The organism is Alitibacter langaaensis DSM 22999 (assembly GCF_003096995.1).
In the GTDB taxonomy this organism is placed as follows: Bacteria; Pseudomonadota; Gammaproteobacteria; order Enterobacterales; family Pasteurellaceae; genus Exercitatus; species Exercitatus langaaensis.
In genome coordinates this window covers 41,076-58,198 of record NZ_QENU01000007.1, presented here as the reverse complement: position 1 = coordinate 58,198, position 17,123 = coordinate 41,076, and the positions used below count along the sequence as shown (strand labels likewise).

Genomic DNA, 17,123 nt, shown 5'->3' with positions numbered 1-17,123 from the left:
TGAACAAACTGCAAATTCAACAATTTTTTAAAATTTATAAGATTTGTTTATTATATGGGAATCAGACCTCAAAGTAAAAAAAGATTTTATGCTAAAAAGAACAAACTTGCGCTAGATCAAACTCTGTCGTGCTAAAATTGCCTTTTCGCTCATTTTCTGTTAAAAAGTGCGGTGAAAAATTACCAAATTTTACAAGGAAAACCCGATGGCAGAAGAAACTATTTTCAGCAAAATCATTCGCAAAGAAATCCCAGCGGATATTGTTTATCAAGACGAACTTGTTACCGCATTTCGCGATATCGCCCCACAAGCGCCAACCCATATTCTGATTATCCCTAACAAAGTGATTCCAACCGTCAATGACATCACCTCAGAAGATGAAGTCAGCCTAGGGCGTTTGTTCACCGTGGCAGCAAAAATCGCCAAACAAGAAGGCATTGCTGAAGAAGGCTATCGCCTAATCGTGAATTGCAACAAACACGGCGGACAAGAAGTTTTCCACATTCATATGCATTTAGTTGGCGGCGAACCTTTAGGCAAAATGTTGGCAAAATAATGAAAAAATTTCTCTTTATTTTAACCGCACTTTTGCTTGCAGCTTGCTCTTCCGCACCAAACTTAGTGCATACTTACCAGCCTATTTTAAACATTGATGCGGCGTTAAATCCCTACGTTGATGCCAGTGCTGGCAGCCATTCTGCTTGGGTAAAAAATAAAAGTCAGCAACCACTTACCGTGCGTTATGACGTATTTTGGTATGCTGAAAATGGCGTAACCCAACCTGCAAATGACCAACAAGAAGCTTTCAGCGGTTCGTTATTGCTGCAACCACAGCAAAAACAAAATATTGAATTAATTAAACCAACTCCTGAAAGCGTCAATTACCGCTTATATTTAAGAAATTAATATGTCAACGCTTATCATCGATCTCAAAGGTCAAAGTCTGCAACAACAAGAAGTAGAACTGCTCGAACATCCTTTGGTGGCGGGCTTGATTCTGTTCAGCCGTAACTTTTATGATCGCGAACAAATCCAAGCCTTAATTAAAGAAATACGCCAGCGGGTGAAAAAAAATCTGCTGATCACAATCGATCAAGAAGGTGGCAGAGTACAACGCTTTCGTGAAGGCTTTACCCAACTTCCTGCGATGCAATCCTTTGCCGTGCTAGAGCAAGATCCGCAGCAGCAATTACGCCTTGCCGAAGAAACAGGCTGGCAAATGGCGGCTGAAATGACTGCATTGAATATCGATCTTAGTTTTGCCCCTGTGTTAGATCTTGGACATGAATGCAAGGCGATTGGCGATCGTAGTTTCTGCGGCGAAGTGGAACCCGCGATTCAACTGGCTTCTGCTTATATTAGTGGCATGAAGCAGGCTGGCATGGCAACCACTGGCAAACATTTTCCGGGACATGGTCATGTGTTAGCGGATAGTCACTTAGAAACGCCTTATGATGAACGCCCAAGTGCGGTCATTTTTGAGCGAGATATTCAGCCGTTCCAACAGCTCATTGCGCAAGGCAAACTGGATGCCATTATGCCTGCCCATGTAATTTTCACCCAATGCGACAGTCAGCCTGCTAGCGGCTCAAGTTATTGGTTACAGCAAATTCTGCGCCAACAGCTTGGCTTTGACGGAGCCATTTTCTCTGATGATCTCGGTATGAAAGGCGCGGGTTTTATGGGCGATTTTGTCGCTCGCAGTGAAAAAGCATTAGCGGCAGGCTGTGATTTGCTGCTACTTTGCAACGAACCTGAGGGCGTGGAACAAGTGCTCGATCAACTAAAACTTGATGAAACTCGACCGCACTTTGAAGCCCGTCAGCGCCGATTACAGCGTCTATTCAAACAAAAATCATTCAGTTGGGATGAACTCACAAAAACGGAACGCTGGCGCAAAAATCACCAAGAACTCTCTGCTTTCCAACAAGAATGGTTAGCGAAAAAAGGTTAGCATCGCCTATTCTCCATAAGCTAACCATAACATTAATAATCACTTTTTTGACGTAGCACTTTATGATGAAAAACTTAAATATTATCTTTGCCGGCACGCCCGATTTTGCCGCTCAACATTTACAAGCCTTACTCAATTCGCAACACAATGTCGTTGCGGTTTACACGCAGCCAGACAAGCCTGCAGGGCGCGGCAAAAAACTGCAAGCCAGCCCTGTCAAACAGCTAGCAGAGCAACATCAATTGCCCGTTTACCAACCCAAATCATTGCGCAATGCGGAAGCACAAGCCGAGTTAAAAGCATTAAACGCTGATGTAATGGTGGTGGTCGCTTATGGCTTAATTCTGCCAACGGCTGTGCTCGAAGCGCCACGCGTAGGTTGCTTAAACGTGCATGGCTCGCTGTTGCCGCGCTGGCGTGGGGCTGCGCCAATTCAACGTGCAATTTGGGCAGGCGATGCGCAAACAGGAGTAACCATTATGCAGATGAACGAAGGTTTAGACACGGGCGATATGCTGCATAAAGTCTATTGTGATATTGCGCCGAATGAAACTTCCGCCACCCTTTATGGCAAATTGGCAGAACTCGCACCGCCAGCATTAATTGAGGTGTTGGATCATTTAGAAAGTGGCAAATTCCCACCAGAAACCCAAGACGATCAGCAAAGCAATTATGCGGACAAACTCACTAAAGAAGAAGCCAAATTAGATTGGTCGCTTTCTGCCGCTCAGCTCGAACGTAACATTCGCGCCTTTAATCCTGCGCCTATCGCATTTTTAACGGTTGTGGTAAATGGCCGTGAAGAACGCATTAAGGTTTATCAAGCAGAAGTTTTGCCGCATCAAAACAAACCTGCAGGCAGCGTGTTGGCTTTCGACAAAAAAGGGCTGCAAATTGCCACTACCGATGGGGTGTTAAACATCACGCAATTACAGCCATCTGGCAAAAAACCGATGAGCGTACAAGATTTCTTAAACGGCCGTGGCGACTGGTTTGCGGTAGGTAGCCAGTTATGAGAACCCATTACAAGAAACCGTTCGCTCAGAACAATAACACGGCAAAGCCTGAGAAAAAAATGAAAAAATCGACCGCACTTTTAGCGAATGGCAACGTTCGCGCATTGGCGGCGCAAATTATCTTGCAAGTATTAGATCAAGGAAAATCGCTTTCAACCCTGCTTCCTGAAATGCAAAGCAAGATCAAACCGCAAGATCTGCCATTATCGCAAGAAATTTGTTTTGGGGTGTGCCGTGTGCTGCCGCGCCTTGAATGGATTATTCGCCTTTTGGTCGATAAACCACTCAAGGGCAAAACCCGCATCGTGCATTGTTTATTGCTCGTGGGTTTATATCAGCTTCTTTATATGCGCGTGCCTGAACACGCTGCGCTCAACGAAACGGTTAACGCCACACAGGATCTGAAATCCGATAATTTTCGTGGATTAACGAACGGCGTGTTGCGCCGTTTTCTGCGTGAGCGCGAAACACTCCTTGCCGTTGTGGATAAAAACTGGCAAACCAATCATCCCGACTGGTTTGTCAACAAATTGAAAAAAGCCTACCCCAATTGGCGTGAGATTATTGATGCCAATAATCAAAAACCGCCGATGTGGATCCGTGTTAATCAGCAACATTGCTCCACCGCAAACTATCGTCAATTATTATTAGCAGAAAGCGAAATTCAAGCCTTTAGCGCGGATAATCCTCTGGCTTTACGTTTAGAAAACCCGACAAGTGTACAAAATTTACCGCACTTTGCGGACGGTTGGGCAACGGTGCAAGATCTGCACGCGCAATGGTCGGCGATTTTGTTAGCGCCTCAAAATGGCGAGCTGATTTTAGATGCCTGCGCCGCCCCCGGGGGGAAAACTACGCATATTTTAGAGCAAGCGCCTGCGGCAAAAGTGGTGGCTTTAGATGTGGAAGAAAGTCGCCTTAAACGTGTGCGCGAAAATTTGGCGCGCTTGCAGCAAAAAGCCTTGGTAATTTGTGGCGATGCAACTGAGCCGCACACTTGGTTGCCCGACGTTGCAGAACAGATTATCGGGCGTAAAAGTGCGGTCCAATTTGACCGAATTTTGCTTGATGCGCCTTGCTCGGCAACGGGCGTTATTCGCCGTCATCCCGACATAAAATGGCTTCGCCAAGAAAACGATATTGCGCAATTAGTGGCATTACAACAGCAAATTTTGACCGCACTTTGGGCAACATTAAAACCCAATGGCATTTTGCTTTACGCCACTTGTTCCCTGTTGCCTGAAGAAAATAGCCAGCAAATTATGCGTTTTTTAGCGGAAACCCCCAATGCCAAATTAGAACCGCTGCCATTCAGCCAACAAGAAAGTGCGGTCGGCTTTCAATTTCTGCCAACTGAATCTGGTGGCGATGGCTTTTATTATGCTAAATTACGCAAGCTCGCTTAGATAAAAGCATTTTAAATTAAACAAGAGAAGTAAATATGATAAATCATCAACCCACATTAAAAGAGCTCACATTCCGTGGAATGCTGCTCGGTGCATTGATTACGGTGGTATTCACCGCGTCAAATGTTTATTTAGGCTTGAAAGTTGGTTTGACTTTCGCCTCGTCCATTCCTGCTGCTGTAATTTCTATGGCTGTGCTGAAATTCTTTCCGGGTTCTAATATCCTTGAAAATAATATGGTGCAGACCCAAGCTTCATCAGCAGGGACGCAATCTTCCGTTATTTTCGTGTTACCCGCGATGTTAATGATGGGCTATTGGCAAGGTTTCCCGTTCTGGCAAACCCTGTTAGTTTGTATGGCTGGGGGGATTTTAGGGGTAATTTTCACCGTGCCATTGCGCCACGTTATGGTGGTGAAGAGTACACTGCCTTATCCTGAAGGCGTTGCCGCCGCAGAAATTCTTAAAGCGGGACATGATGACAGCCAAAATGGCGAAAGTGGCATTAAAGAAATTGCGGCGGGTGGTATTTTAGCTGCGGTTGTCAGCTTTTTAACAAATGGGCTACGCGTAATCGCCGATGGTGCAAGTCTATGGTTTAAAGGCGGCAACGCTATTTTCCAAGTGCCAATGGGCTTTTCTCTTGCATTATTAGGTGCGGGCTATTTGGTCGGTTTAGTGGGCGGTATCGCTATTTTAATCGGTATCGTGCTGGCATGGGGCGTGGCTGTGCCTTATTTCAGCGCCGCAGCGCCAATGCCTGTTGACGGCGATATGATTGGTTATGCGATGGATATTTGGAAAACCAAAGTGCGCTTTATTGGCGTTGGCACTATCGGGATCGCCGCCATTTGGACACTATTAATTTTGCTTAAACCTATGCTTGAAGGCATGCGCCAATCGTTCCGTGCCTTAGGCGATAAAAATATTCAAGAAACTGACCGCACTTCTCGCGATCTTTCCCCTAAAGCGATGAGTTTAATCACGCTAGGCAGCACCGTGTTAATCGTGTTAGCTCTTTATGAATTTATCAAACCAGTAGCATTGTCGGCAGAAACATCGATGTTATTAATCGTGGTCTGTACGGTGCTAGCCGTGGTCATCGGCTTCTTTGTCGCCGCGGCATGTGGTTATATGGCAGGGCTTGTAGGCTCGTCATCTAGCCCAATTTCAGGCATCGGTATTATTTCTGTGGTTATCACTTCCCTCGTCTTAATGGCGTTGGGTAAAGGTGTTGGTTTAATGGATACAGTGGAAGGTCAACGTTTCTTAACCGCACTCACCATTTTCACCTGTTCGATTGTGGTAACGACGGCGGCGATTTCTAACGATAACTTGCAAGATTTGAAAACGGGTCAGTTAGTCGATGCAACACCATGGCGCCAACAAACTGCTTTAATTATTGGCTGTATCGTGGGTGCATTTGTTATCTCGCCTGTGCTTGAACTGTTGTTCAACGCTTATGGTTTCAGCGGTGCAATGCCACGCGAAGGCATGGATGCCGCACAAGCGCTATCCGCGCCACAAGCCACATTGATGATGACAATTTCTAACGGGATTTTCGCACATAATCTTGAATGGTCATACATTTACACAGGCATTGCGTTAGGGGTTGCCGTGATCGCCATTGACGCGCTGTTGAAAAAATCAAGCAACGGCAAATATGCTTTACCTGCATTAGCCGTGGGTATGGGAATTTACTTACCGCCAGTGGTGAACGCACCGCTATTCGTAGGGGCATTGCTCGCTTGGTTGATCAACCGCCACATCGAAAATTATGCTCGCAAATCAGGTAAAGATGCCGTTGAAATGAAGAAAAAAGCAGAACGCTATGGCACATTGTTTGCCGCGGGCTTAATTGTCGGCGAAAGCTTAATTGGCGTCTTGCTCGCATTTATTATTGCAGGCTCCGTCACCTCAGGCGGCAGCGACGCACCATTAGCTCTCGATCTCGAAAACTGGGACGGTACAGCAGAAGTTTTAGGCTTATTGGCATTTGTCATCGGCATGGCAATTTACGCATTACGCGTATTCCGCGCCAAACGCTAATCTGTCAATGACAAAACAAAGTGCGGTCAATTTTCTTGAAGAATTTTGACCGCACTTTTTGTTTGGTGAAATATGACCTTGTGCTACAATCCCGCCATTTTGTATACCAAAGGAAAATATGATGAATATTCTTAACTATTTACAAAAAATTGGGCGCGCGTTAATGGTGCCTGTGGCAGCGTTACCAGCTGCCGCAGTATTAATGGGGATCGGTTATTGGCTCGATCCCGATGGCTGGGGCACCAATAGCCAATTAGCCGCGTTGCTCATTAAATCTGGTTTAGCGATTATTGATAATATGGCAATTTTATTTGCTGTGGGTGTGGCATTTGGCTTGTCGAAAGATAAACATGGATCTGCTGCATTATCAGGCTTAGTGGGCTATTTAGTAGTCACCACCCTACTGTCACCAGCAGGCGCCGCACAATTGCTTGGTGTGCCAGTAGAACAAGTGCCTGCTGCCTTTACAAAAATTAACAATCAGTTTGTGGGCATTCTTGTTGGGGTGATTTCCGCTGAACTTTATAACGCATTCCACCAAGTAGAATTACCCAAAGCGCTCGCTTTCTTTAGCGGAAAACGCTTGGTACCAATTATCGTTTCAATTGTGATGATTGCATTATCTTACGCTTTACTTTATGTATGGCCAGCAATTTTTGGCGGCTTAGTTTCCTTTGGCGAAACCATTAAGGATATGGGCACACTCGGTGCGGGTATTTACGGTTTCTTCAATCGTTTATTAATTCCTGTCGGCTTACACCATGCTTTGAATTCTGTTTTCTGGTTTGATGTTGCAGGAATTAATGATATTCCAAACTTCCTAGGCGGTGCAAAATCAATCGCAGAAGGCACGGGGGTAGTCGGAGTCACAGGTATGTATCAAGCAGGGTTCTTCCCTGTCATGATGTTTGGCTTGCCTGCTGCGGCACTCGCTATTTATCACAGTGCAAAACCTGCTAAAAAAGCCCAAGTGGCATCCATTATGTTCGCAGCAGCATTGGCATCATTCTTTACAGGTATTACCGAACCGTTAGAATTTGCCTTTATGTTCGTTGCGCCAATTTTGTATTTAGTACACGCATTGTTAATGGGATTATCAGTATTTATCGCCGCTTCAATGCAATGGATCGCAGGCTTTGGCTTTAGCGCGGGATTAGTCGATTTGGTACTATCATCACGCAACCCATTAGCCGTGCATTGGTATATGCTCATTGCGCAAGGCATAGTATTTGCTATCATCTATTATGTCGTCTTTCGCGTTATGATTAAAACCCTAAACCTAAAAACATTAGGTCGTGAAGAAGATGAAAGTGAAGCGCAAAATGTGCAAAATAATATCTCTCGTGCCGAACGCGCCGCCAAATTTATCGAGGCACTTGGTGGCAAAGAAAACATTGCCAATATTGACGCTTGTATCACCCGTTTACGGCTCACTATCAACGACATGAGCAAAATTAACGAAGCAATGCTCAAACAGCTTGGTTCAAAAGGCGTAGTAAAATTAGGCGGAAATGGTTTACAAGTGATCCTCGGCGCAGAAGCAGAATTAGTTGCAGATGCTATGAAACATGTTTAAGCAATAAAAATCCCCTCGTTTAAAAAGAGGGGGATTTTTGATCTGACCTAAAAAGTTAGACTCTATTTTAATTCAAGGACTGACTCCTGTATTCCACAGGACTTAGTCCTTTTAACTTCACTTGAATACGCTCATTATTATAGTAATGAATGTATTCGTGAATCACTTTTTCAAGCTGTTCAAACGTCTAAAACAGCTTGCCAAAGTAATATTCTGTCTTTAATCGCCCGAAAAAGCTTTCCATCGCCCCATTATCAATGGCAGTTACCTTTTCTCAACATGCTTTGCTTAGATTAATACCGTGTTTTTTTTTCAATATATTCCTATAACCTATCATTTGGTACTGCCATCCTTGGTCGGAATGGCGTATCGGTTTTGCCCCACTCAAGCGTTTCACTACCTGTGTCATCACAATCAGATTAACCTGAGTAATAGCTCCAACGGAAAACGCGAGCTCAAGGCATTTACGATGACAGCTTTCTCTGTATTTTTTGTTGGTTGAGTTCCTGCCACTTTTTTAGAATGGTATTCTCCGCTTCTCATTCCCAAATTCGGTAACGCAAGCGTTCCTCTTCCGTTTTGGGCTTCGGTGGCATTTTAGGATATTTTCGTTTCATACTTGAACGACCTTTAGGTTTGGGTAACAACCCCTCTATACCTTGTTTTTCGAAGGTTTGCAACCATTGGCTAATGATTCCTGAATTGGGGATATCAAAGTGAAAGCACGCGGCTTCAGCGGAATACTGTCCTTTTGAATAGCTTGAATGACTTTTAATTAAAATTCAACAGAATAACATCGTTTTTTACCTAACACCGCTAATCCATTGATTCCATTATGATTAAATTTAGCAATCCAGCGCTATAACGTGCTTTGGTAAGCTGAAAATATTGGCGAGTAAGCGAACGATTTTTTCCATTTTGAAGATAAAAGTCGAGTACTTGTTGTTTGAAACTTTGAGTATATTTAGTCATAAAAAAATCTGCACCTTAATCAGTTAGTTAGTTAGTCCAACTTTTGGGGTCAGATCATTTCACGTCCCCTTTTATTTATATCACATGTATTTTACTTTTATGCCATATTCATATTGGCATTTCATAACTAATTTCATAGCCATTTGGCTTTTATATGCTAACTGGCTTTGTTCGGAAAAAAAAGGATTTTTTTATGGTTTTGCGATCCAGATCATATTTTTGAAAATTACTCCATTGGCAATGAATAAACTACTTGAAAAGGCATGCAGATAGGCATATTTTGTAATTAATCAAAGTCAACCGCGTAGCAATACGCCTAACAGCAAAAGAGGTAACTGCCATGACACTTAATATCGCAAGCAAACAAATGGACATTACGCCTGCAATTCGTGCTCACATTGAAGACAGATTAGCTAAATTGGAGAAATGGCAAACGCAGTTAATTAACCCGCATTTTGTATTAAGCAAACTCCCACAAGGTTTTGGCGTTGAAGCCACCATCGGCACCCCGAACGGCAATTTATTCGCCACCGCAGAATCTGATGACATGTATCATGCCATCAATCTTGTGGAAGAAAAACTCGAACGCCAACTCAATAAATTACAACACAAAAGCGAAGCTCGCCGAGCAAATGAACGCTTAAAAGATTCTTTTTAATCGAAAATATTAATACAAATACAATAAAAGCGTGGATTTCCCACGCTTTTTTAATTTTCTTAACTAAAATCACCACATATATAAAATCCACCCTGTGGTGGATTTTTAACGATTATTTCGTTGAAGAACGAGCAGGCAATGCACATTGCCAACGCCAATTTAATTTCGCTAAACGAACCAGTTCTTTGTCGATGACGTATTTCTTCAAATAACCAATTAATTTCACTTGCCCCATATTCATTAATTTTTGTGTTCTAGGCACTTTCAAAATATATTGATATTGCACAAAACCGCATCCTGCAACATCCTCTCCCCGCGCTACGTTAACTTGCCAGTTTTTTTGCGTTTCCGTTGGGGAATAAATCACAAAACTATACAACGCCTGATCGCGCTTATCTAAATTAAAATGTTTGACGCCCGTATTTTGATACACTTTTTCCCGTAGTTTTACACGCTCAGTAAGATCACGATTTTCAAAGTTGCGATCATGCAATAACTCAATTTCACTGTTCCAATTAGTGGCGGTATCTTTGCCTTCAAAATACACAAAGCGCGCTATGGTGCCCAAATCATGATCAGCTTTTAATTTATAGGTTTTATTATTATGTTTAATGGTTTTGGGTGCGTTTAATTGCACCTGCTGATCCTGCGGAATTTCTAGGGGATTTTTCGTGCCAGTTAGCGTACAGCCTGTTAAAAGTGCGGTCAAAAATACAAATATTTTTTTCATCGTCAATTACTCTTTTATATCTCGTTTAAAAACAAATTCACTCGCGGTTGAACTCGTTTCATCAAACCAATAGCCGCCTAAATCAAACTCTTTCAGCTGTTCAATATCCGTTAGTCGATTTTGAATGATATAGCGACACATCAAACCGCGCGCGTGTTTGGCATAAAAACTGATCACTTTATATTTGCCGTTTTTGTTATCTAAGAAAATCGGTTTAATAATTTGTGCATTCAGCAGGCTTGCTTTCACCGATTTATAATATTCATCAGAGGCAATATTGACCAGAATATCATCGCCTTGCGCATCTATCGCTTGCTGTAAGGATTGCGTGATGATCTCTCCCCAAAACGCATACAAATCTTTGCCTTTGCTATTTGCCAGTTTGGTTCCCATTTCCAAACGATAGGGTTGTATCAAATCTAGGGGTTTTAGCAAACCATATAAACCTGACAACATTGCTAAATGAGATTGCGCAAATTGCACCTCATCGGCAGTTAAAGAATAAGCATCTAATCCAGTATAAACTTCACCTTTAAAAGCATAAAGCGCGGCGCGAGCATTTTCTTCATTATGTTCTTTTTGCCATTGTGCAAAACGTGCCACATTTAGCCCTGCCAATTTATCGCTAATAGACATTAAAGAAGCCAATTCATCGGGGGTAAATTGGCGGCAAAGCTGAATTAATTGCTCACTGTAATCAGTTAAGTGCGGTTGAGAAAAGGAAAGTTTTGGAACCGCACTTTCGTAATCTAATGTTTTTGCTGGGGAAATAATCGCTAACATAAGGGGTCCTAAATATTTGCTAATTGCCACTTAATGGGGGATAAATTTTTTGAAGATAAATAGTCATTCGCTTTGGCAAAATGTCCACAGCCGAAAAAACCTCGATTGGCTGATAACGGCGAAGGATGCACGGCGGTTAATACGCAATGCTTAGTGCGGTCAATAAATTGCCCTTTTCGTTGCGCATGACTGCCCCATAATAAAAAAACCAAATTTTCACGCCGTTCATTTAACGCTTGAATAACGTGGTCGGTAAAAGTTTCCCAGCCAAAATTCGCATGAGAATGGGCTTGTCCTTGTTCGACCGTCAGCACCGTATTTAATAACAACACGCCTTGCTCTGCCCAAGGAACGAGATAGCCATGATTCGGGATTTGGAAATCAGGATATTCATTTTTCAATTCTTTATACATATTCAAAAGTGATGGGGGAATTTTCACTGAAGGCTTCACTGAAAATGCTAAACCATGGGCTTGATTCGGTCCGTGATAAGGATCTTGCCCTAAAATAACCACTTTGACCTGTTCAAATTCCGTTAATTTGAACGCACTAAAAATTTCATTCTGTGGTGGATAAACAATTTTGCCAGCTTGACGGGCTTGTTGAACTTGCGCAAGAATCTGTTGAAAATACGGTTGTGTTTTCTCGATGGCAATCACATCTTTCCAAGTTTTCATCCCAACTCCTTAAGCATAGAAATGCCCTAATTATAAAGAAGTGCGGTCATTTTCGGTAGTTTTTTATGAAAAGTCACTTGATAACCCTATAAAAAGTGAGTATTCTTTACACAATTCAATTGATATGGATCAATTCAGCGATTTATTCGATAGAAATTTAGAATTGATTAAAATCAAAAAAAAGTTGACCCTTTCAAATTTTTTGATAAAATTTATAACAACTTTTGAATTTATACATTTCCAACAGCCAAATGGAGGCAAAAAATGATTAAAGGTATCCAAATTACTCAAGCAGCAAACGACAGCTTATTAAACTCATTCTGGTTATTAGACGCAGAAAAAGGTGAAGCACGTTGTTTAGCAGCGAAAAAAGATTTCGCAGAAGACCAAGTTGTTGCAGTTAGCGAATTAGGTCAATTCGAATATCGTGAATTACCAGTTGATGTACGTCCAACTGTAAAAGTGGAAGGTGGTCAACACTTAAACGTAAACGTATTACGTCGCGAAACTTTAGAAGATGCAGTGAAACACCCTGAAAACTACCCACAATTAACAATTCGTGTGTCTGGTTATGCAGTGCGTTTCAACTCATTAACACCAGAACAACAACGCGATGTTATTACTCGTACTTTCACTGAATCTCTATAATTTCTGAAAGTAGTTTAGCAAAAACTACCCCAAAGTTCGCTTTGGGGTATTTTTTTGCATAAAACAACGTATTTTATGACCGCACTTCTAGCAGTATCCGAGCCTTTCAGGTACAATTCATCGATTAAATTTTTATAAAAAACAATTTACTAGATTTTAAATTTTTATGATGAAAAACATTCGTAACTTTTCCATTATTGCCCATATTGACCACGGTAAATCCACACTTTCTGACCGCTTAATTCAAACCTGTGGTGGTTTGTCTGACCGTGAAATGGAAGCGCAAGTGCTTGACTCAATGGATCTTGAGCGTGAACGTGGGATCACGATCAAAGCACAAAGTGTTACTTTAAATTACAAAGCAAAAGATGGCGAAACTTATCAATTAAACTTTATTGATACGCCGGGGCATGTGGATTTTTCTTATGAAGTATCACGCTCTCTCGCTGCCTGCGAGGGCGCATTACTCGTTGTTGATGCGGGGCAAGGTGTAGAAGCACAAACCTTAGCAAACTGCTATACCGCGATTGAAATGGATTTAGAAGTCGTGCCAATTTTAAATAAAATTGACTTACCTGCCGCCGATCCTGAACGTGTTGCCGAAGAAATTGAAGACATTGTTGGTATTGATGCGATGGAAGCAGTGCGTTGTTCAGCCAAAACAGGGGTGGGGATTGAGGATGTTTTAGAAGAAATCGTCCATAAAATTCCAGCACCTGAGGGCGATATGAATGCGCCATTGCAAGCGCTAATTATTGACTCTTGGTTTGATAATTACTTAGGGGTTGTTTCTCTCGTTCGCGTTAAAAATGGGGTGATGAAAAAAGGCGATAAGATCAAAGTGATGTCCACAGGGCAAGCCTATAATGTTGATCGTCTTGGTATTTTTACGCCAAAACAACTCGATACAACTGAGCTGAAAACTGGTGAAGTGGGCTGGGTTGTTTGCGCTATTAAAGATATTTTAGGCGCACCAGTGGGGGATACATTCACTCATCAACATAATAGCGCAACAGAAGTATTACCTGGCTTCAAGAAAGTCAAACCGCAAGTTTATGCGGGTTTATTCCCTGTGAGTTCTGATGATTATGAAGCATTCCGCGATGCATTAGGTAAATTAAGCCTTAACGATGCTTCCTTGTTCTATGAACCAGAAACATCAACCGCTCTGGGCTTTGGTTTCCGTTGTGGTTTCTTGGGCTTGCTCCATATGGAAATTATCCAAGAGCGTTTAGAACGAGAATACGATTTAGACTTAATCACCACCGCGCCGACAGTAGTGTATGAAGTGGAACTGACGAATGGCGATGTGGTCTATGTGGATAGCCCATCAAAATTGCCACCACTGAATAATATTCAAGAAATTCGCGAGCCGATTGCTGAATGTAATATATTGGTGCCACAAGAATATTTAGGCAATGTGATTACACTTTGTGTAGAAAAACGCGGCGTGCAAACTAATATGGTTTATCACGGTAACCAAATTGCCTTAACCTATGAAATCCCAATGGGCGAAGTGGTATTGGATTTCTTTGACCGTTTAAAATCGACCTCTCGTGGATACGCTTCCTTGGACTACGGTTTCAAACGTTTCCAAGCGGCAAATATGGTGCGTGTAGATATTATGATTAACGGTGAACGAGTAGATGCACTGGCTTTAATCGTGCACAAAGATAATGCCGCCTATCGTGGGCGTGAATTAGTGGAAAAAATGAAAGAATTAATTCCACGTCAACAATTCGATATTGCGATTCAAGCGGCAATCGGCAACCAAGTCATCGCACGCTCTACCGTGAAACAGTTGCGTAAAAACGTGTTAGCCAAATGTTATGGTGGCGATGTGAGTCGTAAGAAAAAACTGTTACAGAAACAGAAAGAAGGTAAAAAACGCATGAAACAGCTAGGCAATGTTGAAGTGCCACAAGAAGCGTTTTTAGCTATTTTACATGTAGGAAAAGATTAATAAGGAATACTATGTCAAAACTTTTTCTCCCTATTTTATTGGTGGTCGGTTTTGGGATTTGGAAAGTGTTAGATCACTTACAATTACCCAACACCTTTTCAATTTTACTCATTTTATTGACCGCACTTTCTGGGATTTTATGGTGCTATCATCGTTTTTCCGTCATTCCACGCCGTAAACGTCAAATTGCGCGCACAGAACAACGCACAGGTCATGAACTTAGCGCTGAAGAAAAAGCGAAAATTGAGCCCATTGGTGAAGGAGAAGAATTTATCGCTTCGCTATTCCCTGTGCTCGCTTTTGTCTTGATTCTGCGCTCATTCCTGTTTGAGCCATTCCAGATTCCATCACAATCAATGGAGCCAACATTGCTAGTAGGCGATTTCATTGTGGTCGAAAAATATGCTTACGGTATTAAAGATCCCGTTTTCCAAAATACCATCATCCAAACAGGCAAAGTAAAACGTGGCGATGTTGTTGTCTTTAAAGCGCCACCAGCACCCAATATTGACTACATTAAACGCGTGATTGGTATTGGCGGGGATCGTATTTTATATAATGAACTCGAACGTAAATTAACCGTTGTATATGGTAATAACGGCAAGCCTTGTGAAGAAAACTGTACAGTGAAAGAATTCACTTATAGCACGCCGCAAGCTAACGATAAATTTAAAGCGATTATGGGGCGCAATCCAGACGGGAGTTTTATCTATGGCCCAAGCATGTTAGAACTCACAGAAACTGGCGATGTTAGCCATAAAATTCATTGGTATCCAGAGCCTATTTCAGAAGGATTCCGTTATAAAGATTATGCAAAACAAGAATATTATGTTACTGAATGGGTCGTTCCTGCTGATCATTACTTCATGATGGGCGATAATCGCAATATGAGTGAAGACAGCCGTTTCTGGGGTTTTGTGCCTGAAAAAAATATTGTGGGAAAAGCCAGCTACATTTGGTTGAGTTTAGATAAAAAACCAAACCAATGGCCGACAGGAATTCGTACCGAACGCTTATTCACCAAAATCCAATAATATGAATCAACTAGATAGACTACAACGCAAAATCGGTTATCAATTCGCCGATTCTGCGTTATTAAAACAAGCCTTAACGCACCGAAGTGCGGCTAAAATTCATAATGAACGATTAGAGTTTTTAGGCGATGCCATTTTAAATCTCACCATTGGCGAAGCGCTTTATCAGCAATTCCCTGCCTGTAACGAAGGAGAGCTCAGTCGAATGCGCGCCACCTTAGTACGCGAGCAAACCTTAGCGGAAATCGCCAAAGATTTCGAGCTAGGCGATTATATGGCATTAGGTGCGGGTGAGCTCAAAAGTGGCGGATTTCGCCGTGCTTCTATTCTTGCCGACTGCGTCGAAGCTATTATTGGCGCAATGTCGCGAGATAGTGACCTACCGCAAGCAATGGCAATCGTACGTCAATGGTATACGCAATATCTGCACGATATCAAACCAGGCGAAAACCAAAAAGATCCCAAAACACGCTTGCAAGAATATCTGCAAGGCAAACGCCTTCCGCTACCAATCTATAACGTTGCTGATATTAAAGGCGAAGCCCATTGCCAAACCTTTACAGTGGAATGTCACGTTTCCAATTTAGACCGCACTTTTGTCGGCATTGCCGCCAGCCGTCGTAAAGCAGAGCAAGCTGCAGCAGAACAAATTTTAAAAGAATTGCAAATTTAACAAGGCAACAGAATGACAGATGAAATTTTAACAACAGAAGCTGAAGAAACCTATTGTGGTTTTATTGCGATCGTAGGGCGCCCTAACGTAGGTAAATCCACATTACTTAACAAAATCTTAGGTCAAAAAATCTCCATTACCTCACGCAAAGCGCAAACCACCCGCCATCGTATTGTGGGCATTCATACTGAAGGCCCATACCAAGCAGTTTATGTTGATACACCAGGGCTACACATTGAAGAAAAGCGCGCGATTAACCGCCTAATGAACAAAGCGGCAAGCTCTGCAATTGGCGATGTAGATTTAGTTATCTTTGTTGTGGATGGTACCCATTGGAATGAAGATGATGAAATGGTGCTGAATAAATTGCGCCAAGCCAAAGCACCTGTGGTGTTAGCTATTAACAAAATTGACAACGTGAAAAATAAAGATGAATTATTGCCATTCATCAATGAAATCACAGCGAAATTTAACTTTAAAGAAATCGTGCCAATTTCAGCACAACGCGGCAATAATGTGCATAACTTGCAAAAAATTGTACGTAGTTATCTAAAACCAGGCATTCACCATTTCCCTGAAGATTACGTTACCGACCGCTCACAACGCTTTATGGCATCGGAAATTATTCGTGAAAAACTAATGCGTTTTATGGGGGAAGAGCTGCCCTATTCTGTTACCGTTGAAATTGAACAATTCAAACTCAACGAACGTGGCGTTTATGAAATTAACGGACTAATTCTTGTTGAACGAGATGGTCAGAAAAAAATGGTTATCGGCCAAGGCGGACAAAAAATCAAGGTCATCGGCACGGAAGCCCGCCAAGATATGGAACGCCTATTTGACAATAAAGTCCATTTAGAACTTTGGGTCAAAGTCAAATCGGGCTGGGCAGACGACGAACGCGCCCTACGCAGCCTAGGTTATATGGAAGATTACTAGTTCTTAAAACTTATAAAAATTTGACCGCACTTTTCGACTAACCAAG

General features: G+C 42.2%; 16 protein-coding genes and 1 pseudogene. 13 read left to right on the top strand and 4 right to left on the bottom strand.

What is annotated here, in order from left to right:
- Window positions 1-205 precede the first annotated feature (205 nt).
- The 7 genes from hinT to nagE all read left to right on the top strand — a co-directional run bounded on the left by hinT (window position 206) and on the right by nagE (window position 8,000).
- Window positions 206-556: a purine nucleoside phosphoramidase gene (gene hinT / locus C8D76_RS06150; protein WP_116631915.1), complete on the top strand. Its 351-nt coding sequence runs from the start codon at window positions 206-208 to the stop codon at window positions 554-556.
- Window positions 556-906: a YcfL family putative periplasmic lipoprotein gene (locus tag C8D76_RS06145; protein WP_116631914.1), complete on the top strand. Its 351-nt coding sequence runs from the start codon at window positions 556-558 to the stop codon at window positions 904-906. The genes hinT and C8D76_RS06145 overlap by 1 nt, the downstream gene beginning before the upstream one ends.
- Window position 907: 1 nt before the next feature.
- Entirely contained in the window at window positions 908-1,954 is a 1,047-nt protein-coding gene (gene nagZ, locus C8D76_RS06140) for a beta-N-acetylhexosaminidase (RefSeq protein ID WP_116631913.1), read from the top strand.
- A 65-nt stretch (window positions 1,955-2,019) separates the two neighbouring features.
- Window positions 2,020-2,970: a methionyl-tRNA formyltransferase gene (gene fmt / locus C8D76_RS06135; protein WP_116631912.1), complete on the top strand. Its 951-nt coding sequence runs from the start codon at window positions 2,020-2,022 to the stop codon at window positions 2,968-2,970.
- 59 nt (window positions 2,971-3,029) lie between these two features.
- Window positions 3,030-4,376: a 16S rRNA (cytosine(967)-C(5))-methyltransferase RsmB gene (rsmB, locus tag C8D76_RS06130; RefSeq protein WP_243405825.1), complete on the top strand. Its 1,347-nt coding sequence runs from the start codon at window positions 3,030-3,032 to the stop codon at window positions 4,374-4,376.
- A gap of 35 nt (window positions 4,377-4,411) precedes the next feature.
- Window positions 4,412-6,424 (top strand): OPT family oligopeptide transporter, encoded by a 2,013-nt coding sequence (locus C8D76_RS06125; RefSeq protein WP_116631910.1) that lies wholly within the window; start codon window positions 4,412-4,414, stop codon window positions 6,422-6,424.
- Window positions 6,425-6,545: 121 nt separating this feature from the next.
- Window positions 6,546-8,000, top strand: a complete 1,455-nt coding sequence (gene nagE, locus C8D76_RS06120) for an N-acetylglucosamine-specific PTS transporter subunit IIBC (protein ID WP_116631909.1) — start codon at window positions 6,546-6,548, stop codon at window positions 7,998-8,000.
- A gap of 67 nt (window positions 8,001-8,067) precedes the next feature.
- Here nagE and C8D76_RS06115 read toward each other — a convergent pair.
- Window positions 8,068-8,972: pseudogene (locus C8D76_RS06115) on the bottom strand (IS3 family transposase).
- 340 nt (window positions 8,973-9,312) lie between these two features.
- Here C8D76_RS06115 and raiA point away from each other — a divergent pair.
- Window positions 9,313-9,630 carry a ribosome-associated translation inhibitor RaiA gene (gene raiA / locus C8D76_RS06110; RefSeq protein WP_116631908.1) on the top strand — a complete coding sequence of 106 codons (318 nt, stop codon included), beginning with the start codon at window positions 9,313-9,315 and terminating at the stop codon, window positions 9,628-9,630.
- A 112-nt stretch (window positions 9,631-9,742) separates the two neighbouring features.
- Here raiA and C8D76_RS06105 read toward each other — a convergent pair whose 3' ends face one another.
- Genes C8D76_RS06105 through ung form a run of 3 tightly spaced genes read right to left on the bottom strand, consistent with a single transcriptional unit; the run spans window position 9,743 to window position 11,820 of the window.
- Window positions 9,743-10,360: an LptM family lipoprotein gene (locus C8D76_RS06105; RefSeq protein WP_116631907.1), complete on the bottom strand. Its 618-nt coding sequence runs from the start codon at window positions 10,358-10,360 to the stop codon at window positions 9,743-9,745.
- 6 nt (window positions 10,361-10,366) lie between these two features.
- Complete coding sequence (yaaA, locus tag C8D76_RS06100) at window positions 10,367-11,143, bottom strand: peroxide stress protein YaaA (RefSeq protein WP_116631906.1); 777 nt, start codon at window positions 11,141-11,143, stop codon at window positions 10,367-10,369.
- A gap of 8 nt (window positions 11,144-11,151) precedes the next feature.
- Complete coding sequence (ung, locus tag C8D76_RS06095) at window positions 11,152-11,820, bottom strand: uracil-DNA glycosylase (RefSeq protein WP_116631905.1); 669 nt, start codon at window positions 11,818-11,820, stop codon at window positions 11,152-11,154.
- A gap of 264 nt (window positions 11,821-12,084) precedes the next feature.
- Between ung and grcA the strand changes: the two genes are divergently transcribed.
- From grcA to era, 5 genes are all read left to right on the top strand, one after another.
- Window positions 12,085-12,468, top strand: a complete 384-nt coding sequence (grcA, locus tag C8D76_RS06090) for an autonomous glycyl radical cofactor GrcA (protein WP_116631904.1) — start codon at window positions 12,085-12,087, stop codon at window positions 12,466-12,468.
- Window positions 12,469-12,637: 169 nt separating this feature from the next.
- Entirely contained in the window at window positions 12,638-14,431 is a 1,794-nt protein-coding gene (gene lepA / locus C8D76_RS06085; protein WP_116631903.1) for a translation elongation factor 4, read from the top strand.
- 11 nt (window positions 14,432-14,442) lie between these two features.
- Window positions 14,443-15,465 (top strand): signal peptidase I, encoded by a 1,023-nt coding sequence (gene lepB / locus C8D76_RS06080; protein WP_116631902.1) that lies wholly within the window; start codon window positions 14,443-14,445, stop codon window positions 15,463-15,465.
- A gap of 1 nt (window position 15,466) precedes the next feature.
- Window positions 15,467-16,138: a ribonuclease III gene (rnc, locus tag C8D76_RS06075; protein ID WP_116631901.1), complete on the top strand. Its 672-nt coding sequence runs from the start codon at window positions 15,467-15,469 to the stop codon at window positions 16,136-16,138.
- A gap of 12 nt (window positions 16,139-16,150) precedes the next feature.
- Window positions 16,151-17,077, top strand: a complete 927-nt coding sequence (gene era / locus C8D76_RS06070; RefSeq protein ID WP_116631900.1) for a GTPase Era — start codon at window positions 16,151-16,153, stop codon at window positions 17,075-17,077.
- Window positions 17,078-17,123: the final 46 nt, after the last annotated feature.

Excerpts from the sequence above, each read along its gene's own strand:
- hinT (WP_116631915.1), top strand. The coding sequence starts at position 206 with ATGGCAGAAGAAACTATTTTCAGCAAAATCATTCGCAAAGAAATCCCA.
- C8D76_RS06145 (WP_116631914.1), top strand. The coding sequence starts at position 556 with ATGAAAAAATTTCTCTTTATTTTAACCGCACTTTTGCTTGCAGCTTGC.
- nagZ (WP_116631913.1), top strand. The coding sequence starts at position 908 with ATGTCAACGCTTATCATCGATCTCAAAGGTCAAAGTCTGCAACAACAA.
- fmt (WP_116631912.1), top strand. The coding sequence starts at position 2,020 with ATGAAAAACTTAAATATTATCTTTGCCGGCACGCCCGATTTTGCCGCT.
- rsmB (WP_243405825.1), top strand. The coding sequence starts at position 3,030 with ATGAAAAAATCGACCGCACTTTTAGCGAATGGCAACGTTCGCGCATTG.
- C8D76_RS06125 (WP_116631910.1), top strand. The coding sequence starts at position 4,412 with ATGATAAATCATCAACCCACATTAAAAGAGCTCACATTCCGTGGAATG.
- nagE (WP_116631909.1), top strand. The coding sequence starts at position 6,546 with ATGAATATTCTTAACTATTTACAAAAAATTGGGCGCGCGTTAATGGTG.
- raiA (WP_116631908.1), top strand. The coding sequence starts at position 9,313 with ATGACACTTAATATCGCAAGCAAACAAATGGACATTACGCCTGCAATT.
- C8D76_RS06105 (WP_116631907.1), bottom strand. The coding sequence starts at position 10,360 with ATGAAAAAAATATTTGTATTTTTGACCGCACTTTTAACAGGCTGTACG.
- yaaA (WP_116631906.1), bottom strand. The coding sequence starts at position 11,143 with ATGTTAGCGATTATTTCCCCAGCAAAAACATTAGATTACGAAAGTGCG.
- ung (WP_116631905.1), bottom strand. The coding sequence starts at position 11,820 with ATGAAAACTTGGAAAGATGTGATTGCCATCGAGAAAACACAACCGTAT.
- grcA (WP_116631904.1), top strand. The coding sequence starts at position 12,085 with ATGATTAAAGGTATCCAAATTACTCAAGCAGCAAACGACAGCTTATTA.
- lepA (WP_116631903.1), top strand. The coding sequence starts at position 12,638 with ATGAAAAACATTCGTAACTTTTCCATTATTGCCCATATTGACCACGGT.
- lepB (WP_116631902.1), top strand. The coding sequence starts at position 14,443 with ATGTCAAAACTTTTTCTCCCTATTTTATTGGTGGTCGGTTTTGGGATT.
- rnc (WP_116631901.1), top strand. The coding sequence starts at position 15,467 with ATGAATCAACTAGATAGACTACAACGCAAAATCGGTTATCAATTCGCC.
- era (WP_116631900.1), top strand. The coding sequence starts at position 16,151 with ATGACAGATGAAATTTTAACAACAGAAGCTGAAGAAACCTATTGTGGT.